Below are 23,911 nucleotides of genomic sequence, written 5' to 3'. Positions count from 1 at the left end.
GAAAAATAACCCCAGTCGCGCCTCTAAACGGTGATTTTGGAATTAGTGACCGCTGGTTAACGGTGGTGACTCCGACCGCCCCAGTCGCGCATCATCTCACTCACGACGCGAGTCCGGTTCACTTCGTGGCCTGTCTCGGCCTCGATCTCCTCTTTGATTTCGAGAAACCGGTCCGCCATCTCGCCCCGTAGAACGACGGGGAGACGTGTACTGTTGCTCATGAGTCGGCTCCTAATGGTTTCAGTTCGTTACCTTCAGGACTGTAGTGCGTTGACTGCATGGTCAGGTTCCCCGAATTGACCCGTCTCCGGTCGCCGTCTGTCGTCGAGTAAATCCACTCAGACCCCGTCAGAGACCCCCCATCATCGACGAACCGGGTAACTGGTTTGCCGTTGCGGTCGATCTCCGAGGGGACAGTGACGTTATTCACCAGTGGATTATGCACTTCCTCGTTGTAGTCCACTGTACGGCCGATCTTGGCCAGGTCAGAGTCAGAGGTGAACCCACCAAGAATCCGAATATCGGCCTGTGCGATAACGGTCTCGTCAAGTTCTGAGAGCCGCTGGGTGACCCAGAGCGACGTAACCCGCTCGCCCCGCCCGGTCGTCGCCAGACCGCGGATGTCGTCGGGATAGCCGAATCGCTGGGGCGCCAGAAAGTGGGCCTCATCGATCAGCAGCAGCACGGACTTGTTGATGGAGCGGGCAGCAGCCGCGAAGTTGGCCAGTTGCTCTCGCCAGGCCTCGTCGTCGACAGCGCGGGCTACGACTAAGCTCTTGTTCGTCTCAAGCATCCGCTTCCAGCCATCGACAGACAGCAATTCTGTATCGCTGAGACCCACCCACGACGAAAAGCCGGATTTGATAAATCCGCGGTATTCGTCCTTGTAGTCCCAGAGAACGACGCGGTCATGGCTCTCATAGTTCTCCTCAGCATACTGCTGTGCCAACCACGACTTTCCCCAGCCGGATTGTCCAGCAAGTAGCGCCCTGCTCATGCCTGGTTTTCGAGTTCTTGAATCCGCTCGTTCTGCTGCTCGATGCGCTCCTGCAGTCGCTTGATGTGCTCGGCCAGTTGCCGGATGAGACGGTTGTGGTGGTCGATGTTGCCCGCGAGTAGCCGGCGCGTCTCGGCCCCCTGGTCCCAGTTGATAACACGACTTACCAGCACGGAGAGCGGGACACCGAAGCGGTTTTCCGCGACGTTTGCGGCTGTCTCGGCCAGGTCTGCCGGGCCGGCGTCGGACAGGGGCGTCTCGACAAGCCCCCGGCCGTGGGCTTCGGCGTGCCAGGCCCGGATTCGCTCGCGCCACTCCTCGCCGTCGAGTCCAACCAGTTGCTCGGCCTGCTCGGCGTTATCGAACCACCGAGGAGCGACTTCCTCGAACCACCAGCCGCGGAAATTCTGGTTGCTGATCGCGTCCGCAACACCGAGCAGCAACCGCTGGCGGGCCTGCTGGTCGTGATGAAGGGTCTTGTCCTCCATTCCGGCCGCTCGGAGCGCCTGGTTGAGCGCCTGGGCCTGCTCGTGCTCGATGCCGGCCGCAATGTTCGTCCCGACTTGGACGTGAGGAATCTCTGATGGCGTGATTCGCCCGGCTAACCGCTCTGCTCCGGCCTCTCTGACCTTGTCGAAGGGGTTAGAAACCATCGAATCCCTCCATCGCGTTGCTGGCCAGCGCCGGGTCATCCATCGCCACGAGCATGGGGAACATGAGCGTCATCAGCATCGCTGCCTGGCCTGGCGACAGTTCGCTCATCCCGCCCTGCGTTCGGAGCCATTCGTCTACGTACTGGTCGATTTCGAGTTGCCGCGCCAGGTCGGCGTACTCGTCCATCGCATCGGCTTTGTCCTCGTCGAGTTCGCCCCAGCGGTCCCGAGCCACAGCTGCGCCGAGGCCCAGCGCGTTGCAGTAGATGTCTCCGATCGAGGTGTCCATCTGGCCGGGGTCCATCCCGCCGAGGTCGTCGACGTCATCGCCGGCCTGCTCGTCGTCGCCGTCGTCCTGGTCGTCGCCCTCGTCGTCGGGATCGTCGGCTACCTCGTCACCGACGGCCGACCAGTCGGCCATCTCGTCGTCCTCGATCTCGGGTTGCTCGTCGGCGTCGTCGGTGTCGGGAGTTGGTTCGTCAGGTTCGGGAGCGTCGTCGGGAGTGGGGTCGTCGGGATCATCGTTCGTGCTCATGCAGTGGCCTCCGTTGAGTCGGTCGTCGGGCGTTCGCAGATGGGGCAGTCGCCGTCTACCGCGTGGTAGTGGACGTTACACTCGGTGCAGTACTTCATTCAGGAACCAGCCCCCCGCCCGGCCCGTCCGTTTTCCCGCTGATCTCGGTGTCTGCTGGCTGCTCGTCGCTCTCCTGCTGCACTGGCTGACCTGGGTCGTCACCGGATCGGAACCGGTAGACTACCACGATGGACACCACCAGCGCGGCCAGAACGAGCGCCGTCGTCAGGCTGATCGGGATGCCCACCCCGCCACTGCTTGAGGTCGGCTGAGTGGTCTGCTGGTCGTCGCTGTCATCGGTCTGCTGGCTTCGCTGGCGTTCCAGTTCTTCGGGAGTTGGCATGTCTTCGGTGTCGTCCTCGTCGCTCTCGTCGTCGCTCTCTGGGTTTTCCTCGTCCTCCGTTTCGTTCCCCTCGTCGGGGTCGTCGTCCACCTCGTCGGTGTCTGCGTTGGTCTCGTCGGCCTGTCCTTCGACTTCGTCTTTCAGTTCCTCCCAGTCGTGGCCGTCGTCGCCGCTGCTGACGATGTGGCCCCGCACCGATGCGAGACCTTTCCCGTCGTCTTCCGGGCCACAGACCGGGCAGTAGTAGGGTTCTGGTGTCATGCGTAAGCGAGAATCCCGCCGTCGTTGTCTACGGCGGCGTCTTTTGCTTCGGCGGCGGCCGTGTCGATCTGGCCGCTATCGCTCTTGTACGATACCTCATCCGGCTTTACGCGCCGCGTGAACTCGCCGGCTACGTCGGTCGCGGTCGCTCGGTCGGGGAGACCGCTGGCGACGGTAAACGTCAGGTCGTCGGGGCCATCGAGCAGGACGCCAAACTGGCCGTCGTCGCCGACCACTTCGAGGGTGTGCGGTCCGCCGCTGTACTTCACGGCCGCCCCGCTTGGGGCCTTCCGCTCGACGTACCAGGCCGCAGGGACGGCCTGATTGGCCTCCGTGGCGTCTGCACCGGTCAGCGTGACCTGCTTCTCCTCGGCCGTCTGCTCCGATTCTAACCCCACGTTCAGCGTCCCCTGCTGTTCCTGTGCGAACTGGCCCCCTGAACTGGTACCAGATTGGTGTACGGCGGAACCGTCACTGCTGGCCTGTGTTGGGGCCTTCGGAGGGCCAGATTGGCCCCTGCTGGGGAGGTCGTCGGCCTCGATCTCGACCTGCTGCCGGCCGACTGGAGTTGCTGCGGCAGAGCGGTCAAGGAAAGTCACGATGGACTCTTTGGGGCCACTCGCTACCGGGTGATCGTGGTCGGAGTGGTCTGCATGGCACTCGTTGCAGTCGTTTGCTGCTTTTCGCAGGATGTCAGTCAGGACAGCCTGTGTACCCTCTAAATCGGTAAAATGCAGTGGGGGCTGATCGTGGTCTGCCCGGATGCTGTTGACGGCCTTCGCGGCCTGCTGGGCGTTCTCCCACTCATCTCGGACTGTTTCGAGGGACTCAGATAGGGCCTCGACGGCTCCCTGATAGCCCTGCCATGCACGAGATATGGCCCCTCGCTCCCGGTCGGAGAGGGCTGCGGCTTCCGCAGGGGTTGGTTCGACCCGTTCCGAGGGGTCATTTTGGGGTTCGTGATGCTCGGGCAGCTCCTTTTCGTCGGGATCGGCAGGCGGTCGCGGTGCCGGCTCCCGGCGAGCGAGAACCCTGTCCGGGTCTAAATCGCACTCGTTGGCGATGAACTCGCAGGCTTCGGGGTCTCCGTGGGCACAGTGCCCGGCTGCATGGTCGCACGACTCGGATTTGGCCTTCCGAGACCCTTCAGCCGCCTTTTCCTGCGGGTCCGTCTCCTCGTCCATCCGCTTTCCGCGCTCGTCGCGGGCTGCTCGTTGGGCCGCTTGGCGTTGCTCTCCCTCGGTTTGCAGGTCTTCGGACCAGTACGAGAGCCAGTCCGTCACCCCTTCATCGAGGAAGATACCCTTCGCTCGTCGGGCCTTCGAGATGTGAACCTCGGAAAAGTCGATTTGGTCTTTCTCACGGTCTGTTAAGTCCGTCGCGTACCCGCTGGTAGACCCTTCTCGGGAGTCGTCGGCGTCCCTTCGAGCGGCTTCGAGCACGTCGTCGGGCGTGTCCGAACGGAACGTGACGGTCTTGTGAGACCGGTTATCGTCGGGACACAGGTGGTCCGCGTAGTCCTCGCGGGCCTGGTTGGCCGCGCTCAGACTGCCGAACTTTACTGTTGGAATTGTCGCACCTCCATGCCACAACAGAGAGGTATCTACGTGTTAAAACCTATCAACAAACAAATAAATAATCAATTAATCAAATAACGGCCGGGAAGGGTAGTCAGCCGTTGAGGCCGACAACCGTTTCGCCGTGGTCAGGGTGGTCAGCGTTCACCTGATGACGCTTGTGCGCTCGCAGGTCCTCTGCCACGTGCCCACAGTTTGGCGCGAGACAGCGGTAGCCGACAGTCATGCTCGCACCTTCAGTGAGATGTGGCGGCCGTCATCGCTCACCTGCTGGCGAAGGTATCCCATCTGCCGCAGGGGCTTGATGAGCAGGCCGTAGGCGTTGCTCTTGTCGATGTCGGGTAGTTGCTGGGCGAGGTAGCCACACGCCCGATCTCGCTGTACCCAACCGCCGCCCTTCGTAATTCGGAGCAGCGCCCGGTAGGCTGTCGAGAGGTCATCATCGGCAGGCATCTGCCGGGTGGTCATTTCGCAGTCCTCGATGGTCTGCTGCATGTGGTTGCGGATGGCTTCGGAACGCGAGACTCCCCGATCGTCACACACGTCGTCGTACTCATCGAGCAGGTTCTCGGGAACGCGGACAGTGACCCGCTGGGTCCGGTCGGGACTCTCCATCTGCGCCATCACTGCTCACCCCCCGCATGACAATCACCGATTTGCGCATGACGGGCAAAACCGCCACACGTGAGTGGGGCGACGACCGCGAAGACTGTACGCATGACGCCCCCCTGGGGGTCCCCGAAGGACTCGCGCCCGGTCGTGAGTGCGCGCGTGAGCCTCACCGCTCGACACCTCCATACAGCGTGTCCTTGGCGCTCCGTAGCTGGTTGCCGACTGTGCCGGGTGATCTGTCCGTGTGGCGTGCCCACTCACGAACTCCGGCGTCAGTCAACTCGACAGAAAGGTAGGCGTCGGTTTCAGCAGGCGTCAGGTCCTCAAAGACGTGTTTCTGTGCTGGCGCGTCCAGTTCCAGCCATGCTGGTGGCGTTGGATATTCGCGGCCAGTATCGAGGTGGTTGACGACGATCTCGCCGTTGATCCACTGCCACCACAGGCTGGCGACGTGAGCACACCAGCCGCCGTGGAACTGGTAGCCCCGACAGTCACACTCTGCCAGCAGTGTGCGGCCTTTCAGCGCCCACGTGCAGCGATGGACGCCTTCCCCGTCGCTCAGGCGGACCATGCGCTCGGCGTCGTTGATGGGGCCGCCAGTGTCGATCTCCTGCTGTGCTCGCTTCCACGGCGTCGAGCACGTCCAGCCTTCCGGCCGGGAAAACGCAGGCGTCCCACCAATCTGCTCCGGCAGGTCCGGACTCTCGACGTACTCCTGAACTTGTGAACTCATTGGTCACCCCCGCATTGCGTACACACCCGGCGCGTCAGGCCGCCTCGGCTGGTTCTCGTGGTCATCCGACCACCGCACTGTGGGCAGTGTCTCATGGCCGGATCACCCCTGGTTTTGGCCGATTTTTACTTTGGATTACTGCACCCACGGAACCGCTAAGACCCGCGATAACGGCTAATAGAGCGCTTGAGCTACGATAGTTTATTCGGACTACTGTGTTCACGGCCCTTTCAGTTGATCTGTGAATGCTGCTTCGGTGTTCATCGAAGCGTCGCCGCGTTTACTGGGTCGGCCAATCTGGCTCCACCACCAAGACCGAATTGTCAGACTCGCAAGTCAGAGGGGTCCAGATTCGGATTGATTCCTGAACGCGAAACCATCGGTTGGCAGTCACCAGTTACCGACTCGATCCTCCTTTGCTGGGCCTGTCGATTGTCATTCAGAACCGGCACGTGAATCCTGCCTATTCGGGCAGCTGGTGTCGACGCTTGCCGACGTGGGTCCGGCGTAGTATCTGTTTCCTGAGTCCTGTCTGCGGAGTCGATGTACTTCTCGGGGTGTTTCTAGCCGTCTCTGGCCGAACTCATAAACTGCGAGTCGCTATATCCTTCGTCACACTCCCCTCCGAAATAGCTCCTCAACAGATCAGCTGTGTAGTGTGGGGGGTGGCCTAGTTCCACCGAAGCCTCAAACGAGGTTCTGCGCTTCGGTGACGATGATCTCCTGCCTGCACCGATTGTGGCTTTAGGCGGGCTCGTACGCCAAAAATCGGCCTTCGTCAGGCCTCGGTATCGACGTCGTCACGCTTCCGGAGCACGACTGGCTGGTTCCCTTCGATATCCGACCCGTCATCTGTGTAGACGCCAGCCAGGTTTTTCTCCTCGAATTCTTCTCGGAACTCCTCCCACGAGATCTCTTTGAGGTCCTCGTCCGCATCCCCGAATCCGACGCGCAACAGTCCCTGGTCGCCCTGGCCCTCGGATTTCGGAACGTGGGCAGGGTATCCGTCGCGATCTTCGATGATGCTCCGTAGCACTGTCGGGTCAGTCGTGCGATTGACGTCCGTATTGTCGTCGCTCGACATACCTACGATATCGGTCGGAACTCACTTAGATTCGTCGCGGGAGTTCTGGAATATAATCTCTGTTTCAGTGATTAATCGGGCAAGCTAGCGTCACAGAATCTGAAGCTCGACCAAACAAGGGCTGGTTTTGGCGACGCTGATTCGACGGGTCGTCCTCGTGGATAGCACTCGGAAATTAGACGAAAGTGAGTGTGATCTGTCGTACACGCTCGTGTCCGCGCTCGTCCGGTCTCCGATCGATGAGTCTCGAAACCAGGATCACTCGCTTCGGGTGTAGAACAGTCGAACCTGGCACAACTTGCTCCTGATTCCTACAAACAGGTACAGACAGCCCTGTGGCACGGACCAGCCGTGTGTGTCCTCCCTTTCACTCGTCAAGTAGCCTCACGTCGTTCTCTTGTAGGGGTCTGCGTGACGAGTCGTAGTGTACTGATGACGGCGACTGTACAGGAATTTCCGACCTAGTCTTATTCGTATAACTGAGGACAGATTAAAGTCGTCGTCATTAGAAGAAGGTGGTATGGCATCCGAACGAGACACTGACACGTCTCGGGCGGCGGTTCGGACCTACGTGCCGTCGTATCAGAAAGACGAATGGCAACGTCACGCCGACGAACTGGACATGAGCCTCAGCGAGTTCGTTCGCACGATGGTCCAGGCCGGCCGTCGTGGGTTCTCCGGGAGTGAGTCGACAGATAATGGCCCTGCGGCCAGCGGTGGGCCGACGGAGACCAGTGACGACATCGAAGAGCGCGTCTTGACAGTTCTGGCCGAATCAGGGCCGCTCTCGTGGGACGAGCTGTTGGCTGCAGTCACGGGCGACATCGAATCGAGCCTCGACGAAACGCTTCAGGAGTTACAGGCCGCGAATCGAGTCCAGTACAGCGGTCGTGCGGGTGGGTACGTCCTCGGTGAACGATGAGTCACCAGCGTGGCGTCGAGGAACCGGACGATCCGATCGGCTACTTCCTCGAAGACATCGAGTATCAGGGCAAGTCGAAGCGGACCCGTACCTCCTACGAGCGGGTTCTACGCGAGTTCGAATCGTTCCTCGGCGAGAAGGACACGGCTGACGGTCTCGCGTCGATCTCGTATCGAGACTGTATGTCGTGGATCCACTCGCTCAGGGGCACGCACGCTGAAAGCTCGATCGCGACGTACGCGTCCTATCTCCATCGATTCTACTCGTATATGGTTCAGGTGGGTGTCTTCGAGTCGAACCCGATGACGGTCGTCATGGAAGAGATGGACGAATCCATCCACACCGATCCGACCCGGCGTGACATTCCGGTCTCGGAGATGCGTGGATTCATCGGGGCACTGCAGCATCCACTCCATCGGGCGGTCATCGTGACGCTCCTGAAAACGGGCATGCGGTCCGGCGAGCTGTGTAACCTCGACGTCCGAGACGTGAACCTGGATGGAGTCGCGCTGGACGACGCCGGGTTCGACGAGGTACGCCCTCAATTGCAGGGAAAGCCCGACTCAATATACGTAAGCCAGGAGCCTGCCCAGGGCGAAGTCCTGAATGGGGAGGAGCGCTCGGCCTCGAACAAGCGCAAGCGGGCGACTATCGTGCCCGTCGACCCTGAACTGAAACGGACGCTCCGGCAGTGGTTGGCCGTTCGTCCCGATCCCTCGTCACCGGCGAACCCTCTGTTCGTCACGACAGCCCGGAACTGGGGCGACCGGGTAACGATCGACGCCGTTCACCACCTCGTCACGACGAACACTGACCGCATGGGCTGGTACCGGACCGGCGGTGGCCCCGAAGAGAACGTGACACCCCACTACTTCCGACACTTCTTCACGACGCACCTGCGTGATCGGACAGGCGACCGGGGGATCGTCAAGTACCTCAGAGGTGACGTGGCGTCGGACATCATCGACACCTACACCCACAACTGGGGCACCCGCGTTCGCGACACCTACGAAGAACACATCTACGAACTGTTCTGAGTCGGCGGCCGTCACTGTTTTCGCCCGTTTCGTCCGAATTGAATGTTTATTTATATAAAAAATCTGTCGTCTGTGGCGCACGCCAGCCGACGCATAAATCGCATGTCGCTATATGGAAATGCGCCGGGTCGTCGAGAAGGAGGAGTCGATCGAGGGTATTGCAGTTACGCGGTGGTCGTCTGTGCCGTTTCCGAGGCAGGGGGTTCTGTGAGAACCTTCGATGCTTTCCTGCGGACCTTCAGGATGAAAGAAGCGGACCGCAACTCGTCGAGAGCAGCGAGGACGGTTCTCGCTGACGCCCCCGATGGAGAGAACGGTCATTGAAATGGAGACGTTACGAAAGCCATGTACGCGCGCGCGCTCGTGCGCGAACCCATATTCTACGAGTTCGCGACGACGTCGACTCTCTGCCGCTATACGGAACCCGTCACTACCACCTTGTGCGCGTCACTGGTTTTGGCGAACCTAAAACTTCAAGAGGACGCAGTCGGTCCGTTCGGGTAATGAGTACGCAGCTTCCAGGCGAGACCGACGTCACGTACACGTTCGACGACGTCAGCGTCGTGATGGGGACATACAACGAGGAGGACGCAATCGGGACGGTCCTGTCGGACGTCGCCGACGTGACTGACGACCGCGCAGAAGTCGTCTGTGTGGACGGATCGAGCGACCGGACAGCCGAGATCGCACGCGAACACGGTGCACGCGTCATCGAACAGGAGCCGCAGGGGTACGGTGTCGCTGTCCGCGAAGCCGTCCTCGCAGCGGATCGACCCGTCGTCGTCACCACGGACTGTGACGACACCTATCCGATGGAACGGCTGCCCGATTTCCTCGATCGGATCAACCAGGGATACGACGTCGTTAGCGGCGACCGTCTCTACTACGGGGCCGAGACGATGCCGGCGTTCAACCGCCTCGGCAATCACGCGTTCGCCCTGCTGGCCAGTCTCCTCGTCGGAGAACGGATTCACGACACGACCACCGGAATGCGGGCCTACCGCAGGGAACTCATCCAGCAGATCCACTGGACCGAAAACACAGGGCTCTCGGCGGAGCTGCTGTTGCGACCCCTCGTGCGTGAGTACGACGTGTGTGAGATCCCGATCGAGTACGGTGAACGGAAGGGGGAAACCACGCTCGATCCGATAAGCGGCGGGCTCGCAATCGGGAAATCTATCGTGAAAGTCTGTCTCGAGGAGCGGCTGCGGTAGGTAGGCAATCCTCGGGACTCGTTCTCTCTTTTCCGGTGACACTGTGCGCGCCGATCAGGAGCGTGGGCCCGCCCTGTAACTGGTCGCACCGCCGGGGTGTCCCTGCGGGTTCTCGATGCCAACGAGTTTCCCGCCAGTCGGTGAGGCATAGAGGGCGAACAACAGATCGTTGATGCAATAGTACCGTACGCGCTGAACGTTCCCACCGTCGGGATCGGGGGAAACTGTGTCCGCACCCATCCGGTCCAACGTCTCCGCGCGAATCTCTGGAGAGAGCGACCGAAACGTCGACGCGTCGTACCACGTCTCGGCGTATCCATCGAGGTACTCCACGGCGTCGGTGAGCTCCGCTGCTCGGTCCGGATCGTCCGCGACGCGCCCGCGAAGGTACTGTTCGACGAACGCCGCCACGTTGTCGACGGCCGTCGGATACACTACGTCGGCGATCGCCACCATCGTCGACAGTTCGTGCTCGCCCAGCGCGTTCTCGGCAGCGTCGGTCTCCGAACCGGGGACAGTGGTCGCCGCGTCGTCGTTCGCCTCTCTGTCGTCGTCGGCCGACACCAGTAGCGCCCCGCCGCCCGCCGTCACGCCGGCCGCTGCGAGGGCTCTGATCGCGTCACGCCGCGTCAACGTCGCGTCTGTCTCTTCGTTCGTCATGAGTTCTGATCGTCCTCGGTACGTAGTTCCGTTCGGACGAACGTCCCGTCCGGTGTCTCGTTCGGCATGTACGCTGCTTCACCGCCGCACTCCCCAATGGCGACGCAGCGTTCGATCCGCGGCGTCACCGCTCGAACAGTCGTCCCGTTGGTGCGGACGGGGAGCTCGAAGTCGTAGCTGAAACTGGCACCCGGGCCCCGGTCGACGAACACGGAGAGTCGGACGGCGTCCCGTTCGCCGACCGCGATCGAGTCACGAGCGTTCCAGGCCGGCCCGGCCAGTCGGACGCTGTCGTCTTCGACGTGCACTCGGATGTTCGTCGGGTTCGCAGCGGACGCAGCGACGTAAGTCCGGCTGGCTTCGTCCGTCGTGACCGTCGCCGTGACGCTGTCCGTCCCGGCCGGAACGCCGACGGTCGCGTTCAGTGCCACCGACGGACCCGAGACGTGATCGACCTGCTGTAGCCTCGACGTCCGCGGCGACCCGTCGTACGGCGCCCAGCGGCCGCTGTAGACGAAGCGGTACAGCGATCGGTCGGGGTACTCGTCGACGACTGCGAAGGGCCGTTCGTCCATCGCGTACACGACGCGACCGTCGAAGTCCGGGTCGTTACGCAACGCCTGGAACGGGTGGTTGAGCCAGTCCCCGTACGGCGTGGGGAGGAACACGACTGCGTCGTCGAATCGCTCGTTCTCGATGGGCTCGTACACGGCTTCGTACGTGTCGGTCGCGACCGCGTTCCGCTGGATCTGCTCGTCGAGGTTCGTCGCCGTTGCGCCGCCCAGCACAGCAGCGCTGACTACGACTACGGCGACCAGGGTCGCTCGAAGCGTTCGGGAGCTCGTCCGTGGCCCGACAGTTCGTCGGACCGCCTGGAACGCCGCGAGGGCACCGACGGCAGCGAAGGCCCCGAACGGCAGCAGGAGGTCGAAGTGATAGTACGGGCCGTGCGTGGCGATCAACCCGTCGCCGACGCGGTCGAGGTCTCCGAGGATGTTGTAGTTCCCCCAGAAGTACACGTTGCCAACGACGATCGTGAAGAGTTGGCCGACGACGATGGCCTGCCGGGACGAGAGCCCGCGGTTCACCGCAACGGCGAGTCCGACGGCTGCCACAGTTGTGCCGAGCAGCCCGCCCGCGAGCCACGTCGTTGCGAGCGCGGCAAGCACCAGCAGGTTCGACTGCACCGCCAACCCGGGGGTGTACTCGACCTCGTGGCCGAGAATCTGGCGGTGCCCGAACCCGAGTCCGTCGTGGGGCGCGAACGCTTCGTAGGGGAACGTCACCGGCGACCCCGTCACGAGCGCGTTGTAACCGAGCGCCGTCGCGACTCCCAGCAGTCCCAGCGTCGCCGTCACGGCGTGCCGAGGGAGGACCTCGCGGCGGTCGGTGCGCAACGTCCAGAGTGCGTGGGCGACGAACGGCGCGGCGAACAGCACCGCGGTGTACGGTCGCGCGAAGAACGCCAGGCCCACCGCGACGCCGGCACCGGCGGCCCACCGCAGGTCCTGCTCCCGGTCGGCGCGCAGATAGCAGTAGGCGAACGCGAGATTGAACATGGCCGTCGGCGCGTACGGGAGGAAGACGGCCGAATTGACCAGAAAGAGTGGGGAACACAGGACGAACGCCGCGGCCAGGAGGCCGGTGCGGCGGTCGAACAATTCCCGAACGACGAGCGCGACGAGGACCACGTTCGCAGCGCCGACGCCAGCGAGGGCGAGGCGTGGCTGGCCGAGGAACGTCCCGAGGGCGAAAACCGCTGCCGGGACGGGCGCGTACTTCGGGTACAGGTGGCCGCCGTCGCGGACGAAAAACCAGGGTCTGAACGCGCCGTCGACCGGCGGCGTCAGAAAGAGTCGCCCGTCGAGCAACATCGCTGCCTGCTGGAGGTAGACGGCCTCGTCGTGGTTGAGCGAGTGATACGGAAACACGCGGGTGGCGAGCAACCAGACGGCGGTCGCACCCGCGAGGGCGAGCACGAGGAGGGCAACGCGCCACGTCCGTCGCCGCACGTTACTGAGTGCTGCTTGCATCGCTTTCCGTGGGGAACCAGGCGAGCCTGTGGTCCGCCACGAGGTCGACTCTGACTCGCCGGTTCAAGTCGAGATGGTCGGCGTGGTTGTGTTCGCAGTAGACCACGTCACCGCCGTCGAGTTCGATCGTGTAGACGAACGACGGACCGGTGTACTCGCGGTTGCGGATGCGTCCGTCCCCCTTGGACTCCTCGATGGGGATGGCTCGGAGGTCGTCCGGCCGGACCAGCACGTCGATGTCCGCCCCGTCGTACTCCGGGCTGAGCCCCTGGATCATGTCGGTGTCGAGGGTGCCGATCCCGGTCTCGATCGAACCGCGTTCGAGTTGCCCGGAGAGGAATCCGGCCTGCCCGAGGAACTCCGCGACGAATCGCGACTCCGGTTTCTGGAAGACGGCTTCGGGACGGCCGATCTGCTCGATGCGGCCGTCGGCCATGACCGCGACCCGGTCGCTGATCGAGAGGGCCTCTTCCTGATCGTGCGTGACCGAGACGGCGGTGACGCCGGTCTCCTTCAGAATGGCTCTGACTTCCTCGCGCATCTCTTTGCGGAGCGAGACGTCGAGATTCGAGAACGGTTCGTCCAGGAGGAGGACGTCCGGTTCGGGCGCCAGCGAGCGCGCGAGCGCGACCCGCTGTTGCTGTCCGCCGGACAGGTCGTTGGGACTGTGATCGTGGTAGTCGGCGAGTCCGACCAGTGACAGCAGTTCCTCGACCCTGGCGTCGATCTCGTCGTCCGGCCAGTCGTCGATGCCGTAGGCGACGTTTTCGGCGACCGAGAGGTGGGGAAAGAGCGCGTAGTCCTGGAAGACGAGCCCCACGTCACGCTGGTCGGCCTGGACGAACTGTCCCGCTCCGGCAACCACGTCGCCGTCGACGACGATCCGCCCTTCGTCGGGGCGCATGAGTCCGGCCAGGAGACGGAGGGTCGTGGTCTTGCCACACCCCGACGGACCGAGCAGCGTGAGGAGTTCCCCCTCGAAGACCGAGAGCGAAAAGTTCTCGACGGCACACTCGTCACCGAACCGTCGGGTCACGCCGTCGAGTTCGAGGACCGGGTCGCCAGTCCCCTCGGAAGTGTCGCTGCGAGCGTCCACGTCAGTCACAACCTGTTCCGTCTGTGTTTGTGGGTGTCCGTTCATGATCAGTCACCAGTCTCCTGTGCTAGGATGACGGCCATCGAGAGGCCGGAAATCGCGACCAGGACGAGCGCGGGGACCGCCGCCTGCCCGTAGAGGCCGGCCTCCTTGACCCGCCAGATGTATGTCACGAGCGTGTCGAACCCCAGCGGCCGCAACATCAGCGTCGCCGGCAGTTCCTTCATCGTCGTCAGGAAGACCAGGGCCGCGCCGGCGGCGACGCCGGGCAGGATCAGCGGGAGCGTCACCGTCCGGAAGGTGTTCAGCCGGGAGCGACCGAGCGTCTGGGCCGCCTCGATCAGGTGCTGGTCGACCTGGAGCGTCGAGGTCCGTATCGAGCCGATCGCCTGGGGCATGAACCGGACGACGTACGCGAACACGAGCATCGGAACCGTCTTGTAGAACGTCTCCACGACGTCGACGCCGGTCAGGTCCGCCACCGTGGGCAACACGTCGAGACTGAAACTGAGCAGGGCGATCGCCAGGACGATCCCCGGCGTCGCGTAGCCGACGTAGGGGGCGCGGTCGGCCAGCGTCGCCAGTCGCGACTCCGACCGCGCGGAGTTGATCGCGATCGGCAGCGCCACCAGCACGGAAACGGCCGCCGCCAGCAGCGCCAGGTTCGCCGAGTTCCAGCCGTACGACCAGGAAAACGCCATCCGTCCCGCCTCGTAGCCCGGGCCGCCCTGGAGCAGCCACATTCCGAAGATGGCGACCGGCAACGCGATCGAAAGCACGCCCACGAGGACCGGGACCAGCAGCGCGGGATACCGCCAGACGCCGAGGTCGACGTCGAGCGCACCGCGACTGCCACTGCTCTCGTAGGCGCCGGACTCGTCGACGCCGATGCGGGACTCGATGGCCAGGACGACTGCCGTCACTGCCAGGAGCTGCAGCGACAGGACCGCCGCGTAATCCCTGGCGAACGCGTTGTACTGTGCGTAGATGAACTGCGTGAACACCTCGACGCGCATGATGTTCGGGGTCCCGAAGTCCGCCATCGTGTAGAGCGCGACCAGCAGTGCCCCGGCGGCGATCCCCGGCAGAATCTGTGGCAGCGTGATCCGCCGGAACGCCTCCCATCGTCCGGAGTTCAACGTCTGGCCGGCCTCGACGAGCGTGCCGTCGAGCGACAGCAGCGACGCTCGCGTCGTCAGGAACACGTACGGGTAGGTGTACAGCGTCAGTACGAACGCGGCACCAGCGAAACCGTACACGGACGGGACAGCGTCGATGCCGATCGGCGCCAGGAGGTCGGCGAGTTCGCCGTTCGGCCCGAACGCCGAGACGAACGCGAACGCGCCGAGGTAACTGGGCACTGCGAGCGGCAACGCACAGAGGACGGTCCAGAACCGAGAGTACGGGAGGTCACCCTGGACCGTCAACACGGCCAGTGCGACCCCGAGCAGGATGCTGGCGACTGTCACGACCGTTACGAGGGCAACGCTCCGAATCAGCACGGACACCGTCGAGGAAGCGGTGGCGAGTTCCGCCGCCCGCGTCCCCAGGTTCAACGCGTCGACGACCAGCCATCCGATCGGTAACACGAGCACGGCCGCGATCGCCGCGGCTAACAACGTCAGGCTGACGTCGATAGCGTGGGACCGATCACCGGTCCCCCGTTTGGCGGCGTTGCGGACGCGCTCCGGTCCGTTCATACAGGCACGTTGGCTTCTTTCATCAAGTCGAGGGTTTTCTGGAGGTTCGACAGCTTCGAGAGGTCGATGTCTGGCGGGCTGAGCTTGTCGACCGTCGGTAGTCCGGCCACGGGCTTGACACCTTTGATCATCGGATACGCGAAACTGACAGTCGCGAAGAACTCCTGTGCTTCCGCGGACAGCAGGTGGCGCACGAAGTTGTCGACCAGTTCACCCTTGTTCGTCCCTTTGACCTTCATCGCGCCGGCGACGTTGACGAGGGCTCCGGCGTCGCCCTCCGTGAACGCCAGGTCGAGGGGTGCGTTGGGTCGCTGGTTCTGGACGCGCAGCGCGTAGTAGTGGTTCGCGAACCCGGCCGCGTGCCCGCCGTTAGCGACGGCCTGTGAGACGGCGTACTCGTTGCCGTGGCGTTCGGTGCCGGCCTCGCGCATGGCGACCAGCCAGTCTTTGGTCGCCTGTTCGCCCTCCGTCAGGCGCATCGCCGTAATGAACGACTTGAACGCGCCGTACGTCGTCGCCCAGCCCATCGTCCCCCGAAGGGCGTCCGTTTCCGGGAACTGCTGGACTTTGTTCGGGATGTCCGATTCGCTGAGCTTGTTGGTGTTGTACGGAATGGCTCGCGCGCGTCCGGCGACGCCGGCCCAGGCGTTGTCGTCGCCGACGAACTGATCGTTTCCTACGGGGTTGACTGCCTCCCCAGAGAGCGGTTCGTACGCGTCGTTGTCAGCGACGTATCCGAGCGAACTGGCGTCGATCGACCAGAACACGTCCGCCTGTGCCGCCCCTTTGTTCACTTCCTGGACGATCGTCTGTGCCAGCGACGCGGAGCTGTTGTCGGTCGGATACACCGTGAAGTCGGGGTAAATCTCCTGGAGCTTCTCCACGAGCTGATAATAGATCCCGCCTTCGCCACCGCCGATGTAGAGGGCGAGATCACCCGACAGGTCGGGCAAGTCGTTGATCGACGTGCCGCCTGGCGCCGGCCGTCCCTGCGAGAGGTTCCCCGAACCGCGGAACCCCTCGTCGACTATCGAGCCAGTCCCGCGGAAATCGGACGCAGTGACATTTTGGGGCGTGCTCTGGTTCTGTCCGTCGTCCATCAGTCCGAAACAGCCAGCGAGCGCGGCCGCTCCTGCACCGGTCCCGTACTGCAGGAGTCTCCGCCGAGAAAAGACGCGGTCGCCGACTTCCTTATGGTCGCTCATGTTTGAATTTAGGCGACCCTAAAACACTTAACGCTGCCGGTTCAGTCGTCTGCGGTGACCGATGCGCGGTCCTCCGTGGACAGGGTACCGGGCTGGAGTTCGTCGAGACAGGCCAGCCAGTCTTGCATGTACTCGCCACAGAAGTTGATGAACTCGGCGTTCTCGTAGTCGAACTCGCCGGTCGCCATCGCGTCGGCCATCGCCGCGAACACGCCCGCGTACGAGTCTGCGTCTGCGCCGACCTCGTCGATGATCTCCCAGACGTGCTCGTTGAGCTCCAGTCCGGGGACCTCGTTGTTCAGGTCGCCGAACGTCGATCGCGGGGCCTTGTTGTGCTCACAGAGCGGATACCCGTTGACGATCTGCTTGTCGAGCACGTCACAGGCGCGCTTTAAGAACAGGCCGCTCCAGATGTCGTCGAACCGGCCGACGTCCCAGCGGTTGTCGTCCATCGGGAGCTGGTAGAACGCCGGGATGACCTCGCGGCGGAAGGCCAGATTCATCGAGCACACGGTGAGGTACTGCCCGTCGGCGGCGACGAAGTTGCCGTCGTAGTCGTCTGCCGTCGTTCTCGTCTGGGCCTGTCCCTGGAGGTCGCCGTCCATCAGAATGCGGACCGCGTCGAGATCGGGGACGTTCGTCCACAGCCCCTGGGACGCGACCACGTCGTCGACCGTCGCCGTCTCGGTCTCGATCTCCTCGTCCATCGCGCTGTAGGGGTAGCCGCGCGGATAGAGTCCGTGGTCGTCGACGTTCTGATAGAGGACGTTCACCCAGCGCTCGTCGGAGCTGACTGACTCGATCTCGCCTTCGTAGGCAAGATTGTCGAAGTGAGTGCCGAAGAAGTCGAAGTCGGAATGGGGGAGCGTGTCGTCGTCGATGAAGAACCCGTACTCGAAGTCCTTCTCCCACATGTAGAGCAGGCCGAAACTCGTCTGTGCGTGGCTGGCCTCCGGAATGAGATGGGCGTACTGATCCAGGCCGCGTTCGGCGAACCAGTCCTCGCGAGCACTCCCGTCGAAGACGCGCCCCTCAACGCCCTCGTCGTTGAGCATCGCTCGCATCTCGTCGGTGTCACAGAAGTCCTCCGTGACCAGAACGACGTGGAGCCGGTCGAGGTCGAAGCCGTGCGTGCGAGCGTTCTCGAAGTACGAGCGGAGACACTCGTACTCACGTATCGTCGGAACGATAAGACAAACGTCCGTTACCATGTTACCGGACATTGTTTAGGCGAGCCTAAAGTACCTGTCGCTCCGGAGGCCGGGATGTGGGAACGGATACCGAGGTCATTATACACTTTCGATTTCGTTTAACGTAGTTTAAGGGGAACTATTATTTGGCCGTATGTGGGCAGCATTATATGAGGGATACGGGGAGCGAACGGCGCAACGTGTGGTGGTTTGAGAGGGCCACGCGTTCGACCTGGAACCCCCCCTTGTGGTGTCTACAATGATGCTCGAAAATCAGACCTGTGTGGTAACCGGTGCATCGCGCGGCATCGGACGTGGTATCGCGGAAGAGCTTGGTCGTCGTGGGGCAAACGTCATCGTCAACTATCGGTCGTCGGAGGCTGAGGCTCACGACGTGGCCGATGCGATCACGGACGACGGTGGCGAAGCAGTGCCGCTCCAAGCAGACGTCTCGAACCAGGACGAAGTGGACGCGATGGCGGAACGCGTCGACGAACTCTACGGTGGCGCGGACGTGCTGGTGAACAACGCCGGCATCACCATCGACAAGAAGTTCGAGAAGATGACCCGGGAAGACTGGGAGACGGTCATGGACGTCAACCTGGGCGGCGTGTTCAACGCGACGAACGCCTTCTTCGACGACATCAAGCAGTCGTCCAGCGGGCGGCTCATCAACATCTCCTCGGTCGTCGGCCAGCAGGGCAACTACGGCCAGGCCAACTACGCCGCGACGAAAAGCGGCCTGTTCGGGTTCACCCGGACGCTCGCGCTCGAACTCGCCAGCACGGGCTCGACGGCGAACTGCGTCGCCCCGGGCTTCGTCAAGACCGACATGCTCGAAGAGGTGCCCGAGCGCGTCCAGCAGAAGATTCTCGACCGCATCCCGCTCAACCGGTTCGCGACGGTCGAGGACATCGCGGGCATCGTCCGGTTCCTCGCGACCGAGCAGTCGAGCTACATGACGGGTCAGATTCTCGCCGTCAACGGCGGGATGGAATGGTAAGCCAGTCATGAGTCAACAGGAAGAGCCCGAGGCGGACGAGGAAGTGACAACACCGATCGAGGAACTCCGCGAGCGGAAACGGGAGGCCGAACTCGGCGGTGGCGAGGAACGGATCCAGCGCCAGCACGACAAAGGCAAGATGACTGCCCGGGAGCGCATCGACTATTTCGTCGACGAGGGGAGCTTCCACGAGATCGACCCCTTCGTCGAACACCGGGTGCAGGCGTTCGGAATGGACGAGAAAAAATACGCCGGCGACGCAGTCGTCACCGGCTACGGGGAGGTCAACGGGCGGAAGGTGTTCCTCTTCGCCCACGACTTCACCGTCCTCGGCGGGTCGGTCGGCGAAGTCGTTGCCGACAAGATCTGCAAGGTCATGGACAAGGCCATCGAGGCCGGCGTCCCCTTCATCGGCCTCAACGACTCCGGCGGTGCGCGGATTCAGGAAGGCGTTAATTCCCTCGTGGGTTTCGCCAAGATCTTCCAGCGCAACACGAAGGCGTCGGGGCTCATCCCCCAGATCTCGGCCATCATGGGGCCATGTGCCGGCGGGGCGACCTACTCGCCCGCGCTGACGGACTTCACCTTCATGGTCGAGGACACCAGCCACATGTTCATCACCGGGCCAGACGTCATCGAGACGGTCACCGGTGAACAGGTGTCCAAGGAGGAACTCGGCGGGGCGAAGACCCACGCGACGAAATCCGGCGTGGCGCACTTCGCCGCCCGCTCCGAGGAGCAGGCGCTGGACGACATCCGGCGACTGCTCTCGTATCTCCCCCAGAACAACATGGAGGAGCCGCCGCGGGCCCAGCCCTGGGACGATCCCAAGCGGACCTGTGACGACCTCGCGGACATCGTGCCGAACGAGCCCCGCAAGCCGTACGACATGACGACCGTCATCGACCGGATCGTCGACGAGGACTCCTTTTTCGAGGTCCACGACGGCTGGGCGCGCAACGTCGTCACCGGCTACGGCCGGATGGACGGTCGCGTCGTCGGCGTCGTCGCCAACCAGCCCCGCGTCTCCGCGGGGACGCTGGACATCGAGGCCTCCGAGAAGGCCGCCCGATTCGTCCGCTTCTGTGACTCGTTCAACATTCCGATCGTCACGCTCGTGGACGTGCCCGGGTTCATGCCCGGTACGGACCAGGAGCACAACGGCATCATCCGTCGCGGCGCGAAACTCATCTACGCGTACGCGGAGGCGACGGTCCCCTTGCTCTCCGTCATCGTCCGGAAGGCCTACGGCGGCGCCTACATCGTCATGTCCTCGAAGTTCCTCGGCTCGGACGTCAACTACGCCTGGCCGGGGTCGGAGATGGCGGTGCTCGGCCCGCGCGGGGCGGTCAACATCCTGTACCGGAACGAGATCGCCAACGCAGACGAGCCGGACAAGAAGCGCCAGGAACTGATGGACGAGTTCCGCGAGGAGTTCGCTCATCCGTACGGTCCGGCCAAGCGGGGTTACCTCGACGACGTCATCGAGCCACAGGACACGCGGAAACGGCTCATCGACGACCTGGACCTGCTCGAACGCAAGCGCAAGGACACGCCGCCGAAGGATCACGGGAACATTCCGCTATGACGGAACTCGACCTCGACGAGCGAACGAACGGACACAGCGACGAGGTAGTCGAGATCGACTTCGAGGCCATTCTCGACTCGCTCTCGTTCGGGGCGACCGACGTCCCGAGCGACGCCGAGGCGGTCGCCGTCGCGTCGGCCGTGAGCGCGCACCTCACCGACCGAGCACGAGCGGCGGCCGAGGCCCAGGCCGACTCGGCCGAGACGGTGAGTCAGTGGACGTTCGGCGGTCGACTGAACAACGTGGGTGCGTCGAGTCGGCGTCGCCCGCGGCGCGTCGAACGCGGGAGCGAGTGGCAGGCCGCTGCTCGCAGTCTCTAAGCTGACAGGACGCCCACTTACGCGTCCGTTCTATTTTCGAGACGTTCCGCAAGTCGTTAATGTTAGGCTGGCCTAAACTCGGGCATGAGTGGGACTGTCGGCTCAGCACGTCCGGGAGGCGGGACAGCCTGATGAGTACAGAATCAGAGCAAGAGTGGGGGACTGAACAGGGGTCGGTCGGCGGAGACGAGCGCGCTGAGGGGGCAACGGTGACTGCGGAACGTACCAACGGACACGTCTACGTCGAGGACCTCTCGGTGAGCTATCCGGGGATGGCGGAATCGGTCGTCGACGTCGACAGGATCGACCTGCCCCGTGGCGAGATTACGGCGCTGATCGGCCCGAACGGCAGCGGCAAGAGCACGCTCCTGAAGACGATCGCCACGCACGTCGAACCCGACACGGGATCGGTGTTCCTCGACGGGCGGGAAGTCGCCGAGTACGACGCCAAGGCGTTCGCCAGGGAACTCGGCCACCTCTCACAGGAACACGAGTGTCCCAGTTCGGTCTCCGTCGAGGACCTCGTCTTCCACGGTCGGTACCCGCACCGTGGGTTCTTGGACGCCCCGTCCGAATCGGATCGAGCAGCCGTCGAGCGCGCGATCGAGTTGGCTGGCATCGATGATCTCCGCAACACGGAGGTGGGGAGTCTCAGCGGCGGGCAAAAGCAACTGGTCTGGATCGCGATGGTGCTCGCCCAGGAGACCGACGTGCTACTGCTCGACGAACCGACGACCTATATCGACGTTCGCCATCAGCTCCGCGTACTCGAAGTCGTCCAGAAGCTCAACGACGAAACCGGTGTGACCGTCGGCCTCGTGTTGCACGACATCGACCAGGCCGCCCGGTTCGCGGACTACGTCGTCGCCATCGACGACGGTGACCTCTACGACTGGGGCCCGCCGGAAAACGTCGTCACTGAAGCGATGCTCGCCGACGTCTTCGGCGTCGACGCTGCCGTCACGACCGATCCCGACCTCCACGTCGTCCCGAAACGGCCGCTCGACGGATAGTCGACGATCGCGAACGGACTCCGACGATCGAACTCTTTGTTTTAGGCCGACCTAAAAACCGAAGCGCTTTTCCATAGTTAGGCGAGCCTAAACCACATGGTAACTCGCAGGCAACTACTTGCAACGAGCGCCGGTGCATCAGCAGGGCTGTTCGCGGGCTGTGGCGATCTCACTGGGAACGGAGAGGCAGGCACGAACGGCTCGTACACCGTGCAGATGGCGCCAGTGGGGAAGGTCACGTTCGAGTCGGTCCCGAAGCAGTGGATCGCCTACGACGGCGCGTTCGCCGACATGGCGGTGGCACTGGGACAGGCCGACGGGATCACCGGCATCGGGTACAAAGACCGATACTACACGTACGTCTACGAGGGGCTCGACGGCGTCAGCGTCGACGAGCAGACGTTGACTGAGAACAACCTGCTGGACGGAAACAGCACGATTCCCAAAGAGGCGCTGCTCGGACTCCAGAACGACGTTCACCTGATGGACCCGCAGATGCTGCTCAACTGGTTCGGGTGGAAACAGGAAGACGTCGAGCAGATCGAGAACAACGCTGGACCGTTCTTCGGGAACCTCATCTTCCGACGGGAGGACGAGTGGCACGACTACCGGTACTACACGCTGTACGAGGCCTTCCACAAGGTGGCGAAGGTGTTCAAAGCCGAGGACCGCTACCGGCAGTTCGAGACGTACCACGACGAGTTCATCACGAAGCTCCAGACGAAAATGCCGTCGGCCGACCAGCGACCGAACGTCTTGCTGGTGTACGCGGCCAGCGACGAGCCGACCGAGTTCTCACCCTACCGGCTGAACGACAAGGGAACGAGCAAGAAGCAGTGGCACGACCTGGGTGTGAGCGATGCCCTGGCGGGAACGGGTATCACGGGACTCAGCACGACCAACCGCGGGAAGATCGACTACGAGACGATGCTCGAGGTCGACCCCGACGTCGTGATGGTCCGTGGACACGAACGCAAGTCCGCCCAGGAGTTCCGAAACACGGTGCTGTCGTTCATGCGGGACCACGAGGTTGCGAGCCAACTGACGGCGGTACAGAACGGCCGCGTGTACCGCGGCGGCTTCCTCCACCAGGGACCGATCCAGAACTTCTTCCTGACCGAACGAGCGGCACAGCAACTGTACCCCGACGTGTTCGGGGAAGTCACGAGCGACCGGCAGCTGTTCGACCGGAGTCGGATCGCGAGCATCGTCACGGGCGACGCCTGATCTACTGCGATGAGTCGGGAGTCCCACTCAGACGGATCGAAGATGGCCGCAGTCAGGGCCCTCCTCGGCGGCTGGCGGGAGCTGTTCGACAGACAGCTCACAGTGGTGATCGCTGGAAGTATCGCCATCTTCGCCGTGGCCGGGTTGATACAGATTCGGTTCGGGTCCTACGAGATGTCGTTCGGGCAGGTCGTCGGAGCCATCTTCGATCCGGCCGTGATCACGAAGCCGCGGGTGCTCCTCGGACTGTTGCTCGGGTGGGACTTTCCGTCGGTGGCGACGACGACGCTCATCGTCTGGCAGATCCGCATCCCGCGAGTCATCGTGGGCGCCTGCGTGGGCGCGAGCCTCGCAGTCGCCGGGGCGATCTTCCAGGCGGTGACGCGCAACGAACTCGCGAGCCCGTCCGTCCTGGGCGTCAGTCACGGCGCGGGGTTGGCCGTGTTGATCGTGCTGGTGCTCGTTCCGTCGCTGTCAGCGTACCTCCCGCTCGTCGCGGCACTGGGCGGTACGGTCGCGTTCTTGCTCGTTTACGCGATCGCCTGGAAGGGCGGCACCAGCCCGGTCAGGCTGGTGCTTGCGGGCGTCGTCGTCGCGACGATCAGTTACTCGCTCCAGCAGGGGTTGTTCTTCTTCGCGGGCAACACCGGCATCGTCCAGCAAGCACTGGCCTGGCTGACCGGATCGCTGACCGGAAAAGACTGGTCACAGGTGCGGCTCGTGCTCCCCTGGACGATCGGCTCGCTGGCACTGGCGCTGGCCGGTGCCAGACAGTTGAACGTGCTCGTGCTGGGCGAGGAGACGGCCAGTTCGCTCGGGATGTCCGTCGAACGGGTCCGGTTCGGGATGGCGGCGGTCGCGATCGTCGC

General features: G+C 63.2%; 25 protein-coding genes. 9 read left to right on the top strand and 16 right to left on the bottom strand.

Annotated elements, in window-relative coordinates; genetic code table 11:
• Positions 1-56: 56 nt before the first annotated feature.
• The 10 genes from ACFR9U_RS17175 to ACFR9U_RS17130 all read right to left on the bottom strand — a co-directional run bounded on the left by ACFR9U_RS17175 (position 57) and on the right by ACFR9U_RS17130 (position 6,834).
• Positions 57-221, bottom strand: a complete 165-nt coding sequence (locus ACFR9U_RS17175; protein WP_247378367.1) for a hypothetical protein — start codon at positions 219-221, stop codon at positions 57-59.
• A complete protein-coding gene (locus ACFR9U_RS17170; RefSeq protein ID WP_247378366.1) occupies positions 218-997 on the bottom strand; it encodes a hypothetical protein in 780 nt (259 codons plus the stop codon). Before ACFR9U_RS17170 ends, ACFR9U_RS17175 begins: the two co-directional genes overlap by 4 nt.
• On the bottom strand, positions 994-1,650 hold the full coding sequence (locus tag ACFR9U_RS17165; protein WP_247378365.1) for a hypothetical protein: 657 nt from the start codon (positions 1,648-1,650) through the stop codon (positions 994-996). The genes ACFR9U_RS17170 and ACFR9U_RS17165 overlap by 4 nt, the downstream gene beginning before the upstream one ends.
• Entirely contained in the window at positions 1,640-2,185 is a 546-nt protein-coding gene (locus ACFR9U_RS17160; RefSeq protein WP_247378364.1) for a hypothetical protein, read from the bottom strand. The genes ACFR9U_RS17165 and ACFR9U_RS17160 overlap by 11 nt, the downstream gene beginning before the upstream one ends.
• Positions 2,186-2,279: 94 nt before the next feature.
• Positions 2,280-2,828 carry a hypothetical protein gene (locus ACFR9U_RS17155; protein WP_247378363.1) on the bottom strand — a complete coding sequence of 183 codons (549 nt, stop codon included), beginning with the start codon at positions 2,826-2,828 and terminating at the stop codon, positions 2,280-2,282.
• Positions 2,825-4,420, bottom strand: coding sequence for a hypothetical protein (locus ACFR9U_RS17150; RefSeq protein WP_247378362.1), 1,596 nt, complete (start codon positions 4,418-4,420; stop codon positions 2,825-2,827). The genes ACFR9U_RS17155 and ACFR9U_RS17150 overlap by 4 nt, the downstream gene beginning before the upstream one ends.
• 79 nt (positions 4,421-4,499) lie before the next feature.
• Complete coding sequence (locus ACFR9U_RS17145; RefSeq protein ID WP_282594301.1) at positions 4,500-4,631, bottom strand: hypothetical protein; 132 nt, start codon at positions 4,629-4,631, stop codon at positions 4,500-4,502.
• Positions 4,628-5,020: a CopG family ribbon-helix-helix protein gene (locus ACFR9U_RS17140; protein ID WP_379814825.1), complete on the bottom strand. Its 393-nt coding sequence runs from the start codon at positions 5,018-5,020 to the stop codon at positions 4,628-4,630. The genes ACFR9U_RS17145 and ACFR9U_RS17140 overlap by 4 nt, the downstream gene beginning before the upstream one ends.
• A gap of 163 nt (positions 5,021-5,183) precedes the next feature.
• Positions 5,184-5,750, bottom strand: coding sequence for an SWIM zinc finger family protein (locus ACFR9U_RS17135; protein WP_247378360.1), 567 nt, complete (start codon positions 5,748-5,750; stop codon positions 5,184-5,186).
• A gap of 778 nt (positions 5,751-6,528) precedes the next feature.
• Positions 6,529-6,834, bottom strand: a complete 306-nt coding sequence (locus ACFR9U_RS17130; protein ID WP_247378359.1) for a hypothetical protein — start codon at positions 6,832-6,834, stop codon at positions 6,529-6,531.
• A 520-nt stretch (positions 6,835-7,354) separates the two neighbouring features.
• Here ACFR9U_RS17130 and ACFR9U_RS17125 point away from each other — a divergent pair.
• The 3 genes from ACFR9U_RS17125 (at position 7,355) to ACFR9U_RS17115 (ending at position 10,007) form a co-directional block, all read left to right on the top strand.
• A complete protein-coding gene (locus ACFR9U_RS17125; protein WP_247378358.1) occupies positions 7,355-7,756 on the top strand; it encodes a DUF5805 domain-containing protein in 402 nt (133 codons plus the stop codon).
• Positions 7,753-8,793, top strand: coding sequence for a tyrosine-type recombinase/integrase (locus ACFR9U_RS17120; protein WP_247378357.1), 1,041 nt, complete (start codon positions 7,753-7,755; stop codon positions 8,791-8,793). The genes ACFR9U_RS17125 and ACFR9U_RS17120 overlap by 4 nt, the downstream gene beginning before the upstream one ends.
• Positions 8,794-9,296: 503 nt before the next feature.
• The gene (locus ACFR9U_RS17115; RefSeq protein ID WP_247378356.1) at positions 9,297-10,007 is read left to right on the top strand and encodes a dolichyl-phosphate hexose transferase; all 711 of its coding nucleotides are present in this window, start codon (positions 9,297-9,299) and stop codon (positions 10,005-10,007) included.
• Between the two features lie 54 nt (positions 10,008-10,061).
• Here the strand turns inward: ACFR9U_RS17115 and ACFR9U_RS17110 are convergent, their stop codons facing one another.
• Genes ACFR9U_RS17110 through ACFR9U_RS17085 form a run of 6 tightly spaced genes read right to left on the bottom strand, consistent with a single transcriptional unit; the run spans position 10,062 to position 17,912 of the window.
• Complete coding sequence (locus ACFR9U_RS17110) at positions 10,062-10,667, bottom strand: gluconate 2-dehydrogenase subunit 3 family protein (RefSeq protein WP_247378355.1); 606 nt, start codon at positions 10,665-10,667, stop codon at positions 10,062-10,064.
• Positions 10,664-12,700, bottom strand: coding sequence for an ArnT family glycosyltransferase (locus tag ACFR9U_RS17105; protein ID WP_247378354.1), 2,037 nt, complete (start codon positions 12,698-12,700; stop codon positions 10,664-10,666). The genes ACFR9U_RS17110 and ACFR9U_RS17105 overlap by 4 nt, the downstream gene beginning before the upstream one ends.
• Positions 12,681-13,841 (bottom strand): ABC transporter ATP-binding protein, encoded by a 1,161-nt coding sequence (locus ACFR9U_RS17100; protein ID WP_247378353.1) that lies wholly within the window; start codon positions 13,839-13,841, stop codon positions 12,681-12,683. Before ACFR9U_RS17100 ends, ACFR9U_RS17105 begins: the two co-directional genes overlap by 20 nt.
• Positions 13,842-13,843: 2 nt before the next feature.
• Positions 13,844-15,496, bottom strand: a complete 1,653-nt coding sequence (locus ACFR9U_RS17095; protein ID WP_247378352.1) for an ABC transporter permease — start codon at positions 15,494-15,496, stop codon at positions 13,844-13,846.
• Entirely contained in the window at positions 15,493-16,701 is a 1,209-nt protein-coding gene (locus tag ACFR9U_RS17090) for an extracellular solute-binding protein (RefSeq protein ID WP_247378351.1), read from the bottom strand. Before ACFR9U_RS17090 ends, ACFR9U_RS17095 begins: the two co-directional genes overlap by 4 nt.
• 41 nt (positions 16,702-16,742) lie before the next feature.
• Entirely contained in the window at positions 16,743-17,912 is a 1,170-nt protein-coding gene (locus ACFR9U_RS17085; RefSeq protein ID WP_247378350.1) for an alpha-1 4-glucan-protein synthase, read from the bottom strand.
• 238 nt (positions 17,913-18,150) lie between these two features.
• Here ACFR9U_RS17085 and ACFR9U_RS17080 point away from each other — a divergent pair, with 238 nt between their 5' ends.
• The 6 genes from ACFR9U_RS17080 to ACFR9U_RS17055 form a co-directional block, all read left to right on the top strand.
• Positions 18,151-18,894 (top strand): beta-ketoacyl-ACP reductase, encoded by a 744-nt coding sequence (locus tag ACFR9U_RS17080; RefSeq protein ID WP_247378349.1) that lies wholly within the window; start codon positions 18,151-18,153, stop codon positions 18,892-18,894.
• Positions 18,895-18,901: 7 nt separating this feature from the next.
• Entirely contained in the window at positions 18,902-20,482 is a 1,581-nt protein-coding gene (locus ACFR9U_RS17075) for an acyl-CoA carboxylase subunit beta (RefSeq protein ID WP_247378348.1), read from the top strand.
• The gene (locus ACFR9U_RS17070) at positions 20,479-20,802 is read left to right on the top strand and encodes a hypothetical protein (protein WP_247378347.1); all 324 of its coding nucleotides are present in this window, start codon (positions 20,479-20,481) and stop codon (positions 20,800-20,802) included. Before ACFR9U_RS17075 ends, ACFR9U_RS17070 begins: the two co-directional genes overlap by 4 nt.
• A 131-nt stretch (positions 20,803-20,933) precedes the next feature.
• Complete coding sequence (locus tag ACFR9U_RS17065; RefSeq protein ID WP_247378346.1) at positions 20,934-21,815, top strand: ABC transporter ATP-binding protein; 882 nt, start codon at positions 20,934-20,936, stop codon at positions 21,813-21,815.
• A gap of 96 nt (positions 21,816-21,911) precedes the next feature.
• Complete coding sequence (locus ACFR9U_RS17060; protein ID WP_247378345.1) at positions 21,912-23,042, top strand: ABC transporter substrate-binding protein; 1,131 nt, start codon at positions 21,912-21,914, stop codon at positions 23,040-23,042.
• Between the two features lie 9 nt (positions 23,043-23,051).
• On the top strand, positions 23,052-23,911 hold an 860-nt coding region (locus tag ACFR9U_RS17055), incomplete at its 3' end, for a FecCD family ABC transporter permease (protein WP_379814818.1).

The organism is Halorientalis brevis (assembly GCF_042678165.1).
Taxonomy (GTDB): domain Archaea; phylum Halobacteriota; class Halobacteria; order Halobacteriales; family Haloarculaceae; genus Halorientalis; species Halorientalis brevis.
The sequence above is the reverse complement of the archived record's forward strand: the minus strand, read 5'-3'. Positions and strand labels throughout refer to the sequence as shown.

What these genes read in the sequence shown, in the direction of transcription:
- ACFR9U_RS17125 (WP_247378358.1), top strand. Translation starts at nt 7,355, where the DNA reads ATGGCATCCGAACGAGACACTGACACGTCTCGGGCGGCGGTTCGGACC.
- ACFR9U_RS17130 (WP_247378359.1), bottom strand. Translation starts at nt 6,834, where the DNA reads ATGTCGAGCGACGACAATACGGACGTCAATCGCACGACTGACCCGACA.
- ACFR9U_RS17155 (WP_247378363.1), bottom strand. Translation starts at nt 2,828, where the DNA reads ATGACACCAGAACCCTACTACTGCCCGGTCTGTGGCCCGGAAGACGAC.
- ACFR9U_RS17110 (WP_247378355.1), bottom strand. Translation starts at nt 10,667, where the DNA reads ATGACGAACGAAGAGACAGACGCGACGTTGACGCGGCGTGACGCGATC.
- ACFR9U_RS17165 (WP_247378365.1), bottom strand. Translation starts at nt 1,650, where the DNA reads ATGGTTTCTAACCCCTTCGACAAGGTCAGAGAGGCCGGAGCAGAGCGG.
- ACFR9U_RS17105 (WP_247378354.1), bottom strand. Translation starts at nt 12,700, where the DNA reads ATGCAAGCAGCACTCAGTAACGTGCGGCGACGGACGTGGCGCGTTGCC.
- ACFR9U_RS17140 (WP_379814825.1), bottom strand. Translation starts at nt 5,020, where the DNA reads ATGGAGAGTCCCGACCGGACCCAGCGGGTCACTGTCCGCGTTCCCGAG.
- ACFR9U_RS17065 (WP_247378346.1), top strand. Translation starts at nt 20,934, where the DNA reads ATGAGTACAGAATCAGAGCAAGAGTGGGGGACTGAACAGGGGTCGGTC.
- ACFR9U_RS17135 (WP_247378360.1), bottom strand. Translation starts at nt 5,750, where the DNA reads ATGAGTTCACAAGTTCAGGAGTACGTCGAGAGTCCGGACCTGCCGGAG.
- ACFR9U_RS17060 (WP_247378345.1), top strand. Translation starts at nt 21,912, where the DNA reads ATGGTAACTCGCAGGCAACTACTTGCAACGAGCGCCGGTGCATCAGCA.
- ACFR9U_RS17160 (WP_247378364.1), bottom strand. Translation starts at nt 2,185, where the DNA reads ATGAGCACGAACGATGATCCCGACGACCCCACTCCCGACGACGCTCCC.
- ACFR9U_RS17090 (WP_247378351.1), bottom strand. Translation starts at nt 16,701, where the DNA reads ATGAGCGACCATAAGGAAGTCGGCGACCGCGTCTTTTCTCGGCGGAGA.
- ACFR9U_RS17145 (WP_282594301.1), bottom strand. Translation starts at nt 4,631, where the DNA reads ATGACTGTCGGCTACCGCTGTCTCGCGCCAAACTGTGGGCACGTGGCA.
- ACFR9U_RS17095 (WP_247378352.1), bottom strand. Translation starts at nt 15,496, where the DNA reads ATGAACGGACCGGAGCGCGTCCGCAACGCCGCCAAACGGGGGACCGGT.
- ACFR9U_RS17100 (WP_247378353.1), bottom strand. Translation starts at nt 13,841, where the DNA reads ATGAACGGACACCCACAAACACAGACGGAACAGGTTGTGACTGACGTG.
- ACFR9U_RS17120 (WP_247378357.1), top strand. Translation starts at nt 7,753, where the DNA reads ATGAGTCACCAGCGTGGCGTCGAGGAACCGGACGATCCGATCGGCTAC.
- ACFR9U_RS17085 (WP_247378350.1), bottom strand. Translation starts at nt 17,912, where the DNA reads ATGGTAACGGACGTTTGTCTTATCGTTCCGACGATACGTGAGTACGAG.
- ACFR9U_RS17175 (WP_247378367.1), bottom strand. Translation starts at nt 221, where the DNA reads ATGAGCAACAGTACACGTCTCCCCGTCGTTCTACGGGGCGAGATGGCG.
- ACFR9U_RS17070 (WP_247378347.1), top strand. Translation starts at nt 20,479, where the DNA reads ATGACGGAACTCGACCTCGACGAGCGAACGAACGGACACAGCGACGAG.
- ACFR9U_RS17170 (WP_247378366.1), bottom strand. Translation starts at nt 997, where the DNA reads ATGAGCAGGGCGCTACTTGCTGGACAATCCGGCTGGGGAAAGTCGTGG.
- ACFR9U_RS17115 (WP_247378356.1), top strand. Translation starts at nt 9,297, where the DNA reads ATGAGTACGCAGCTTCCAGGCGAGACCGACGTCACGTACACGTTCGAC.
- ACFR9U_RS17075 (WP_247378348.1), top strand. Translation starts at nt 18,902, where the DNA reads ATGAGTCAACAGGAAGAGCCCGAGGCGGACGAGGAAGTGACAACACCG.
- ACFR9U_RS17080 (WP_247378349.1), top strand. Translation starts at nt 18,151, where the DNA reads ATGATGCTCGAAAATCAGACCTGTGTGGTAACCGGTGCATCGCGCGGC.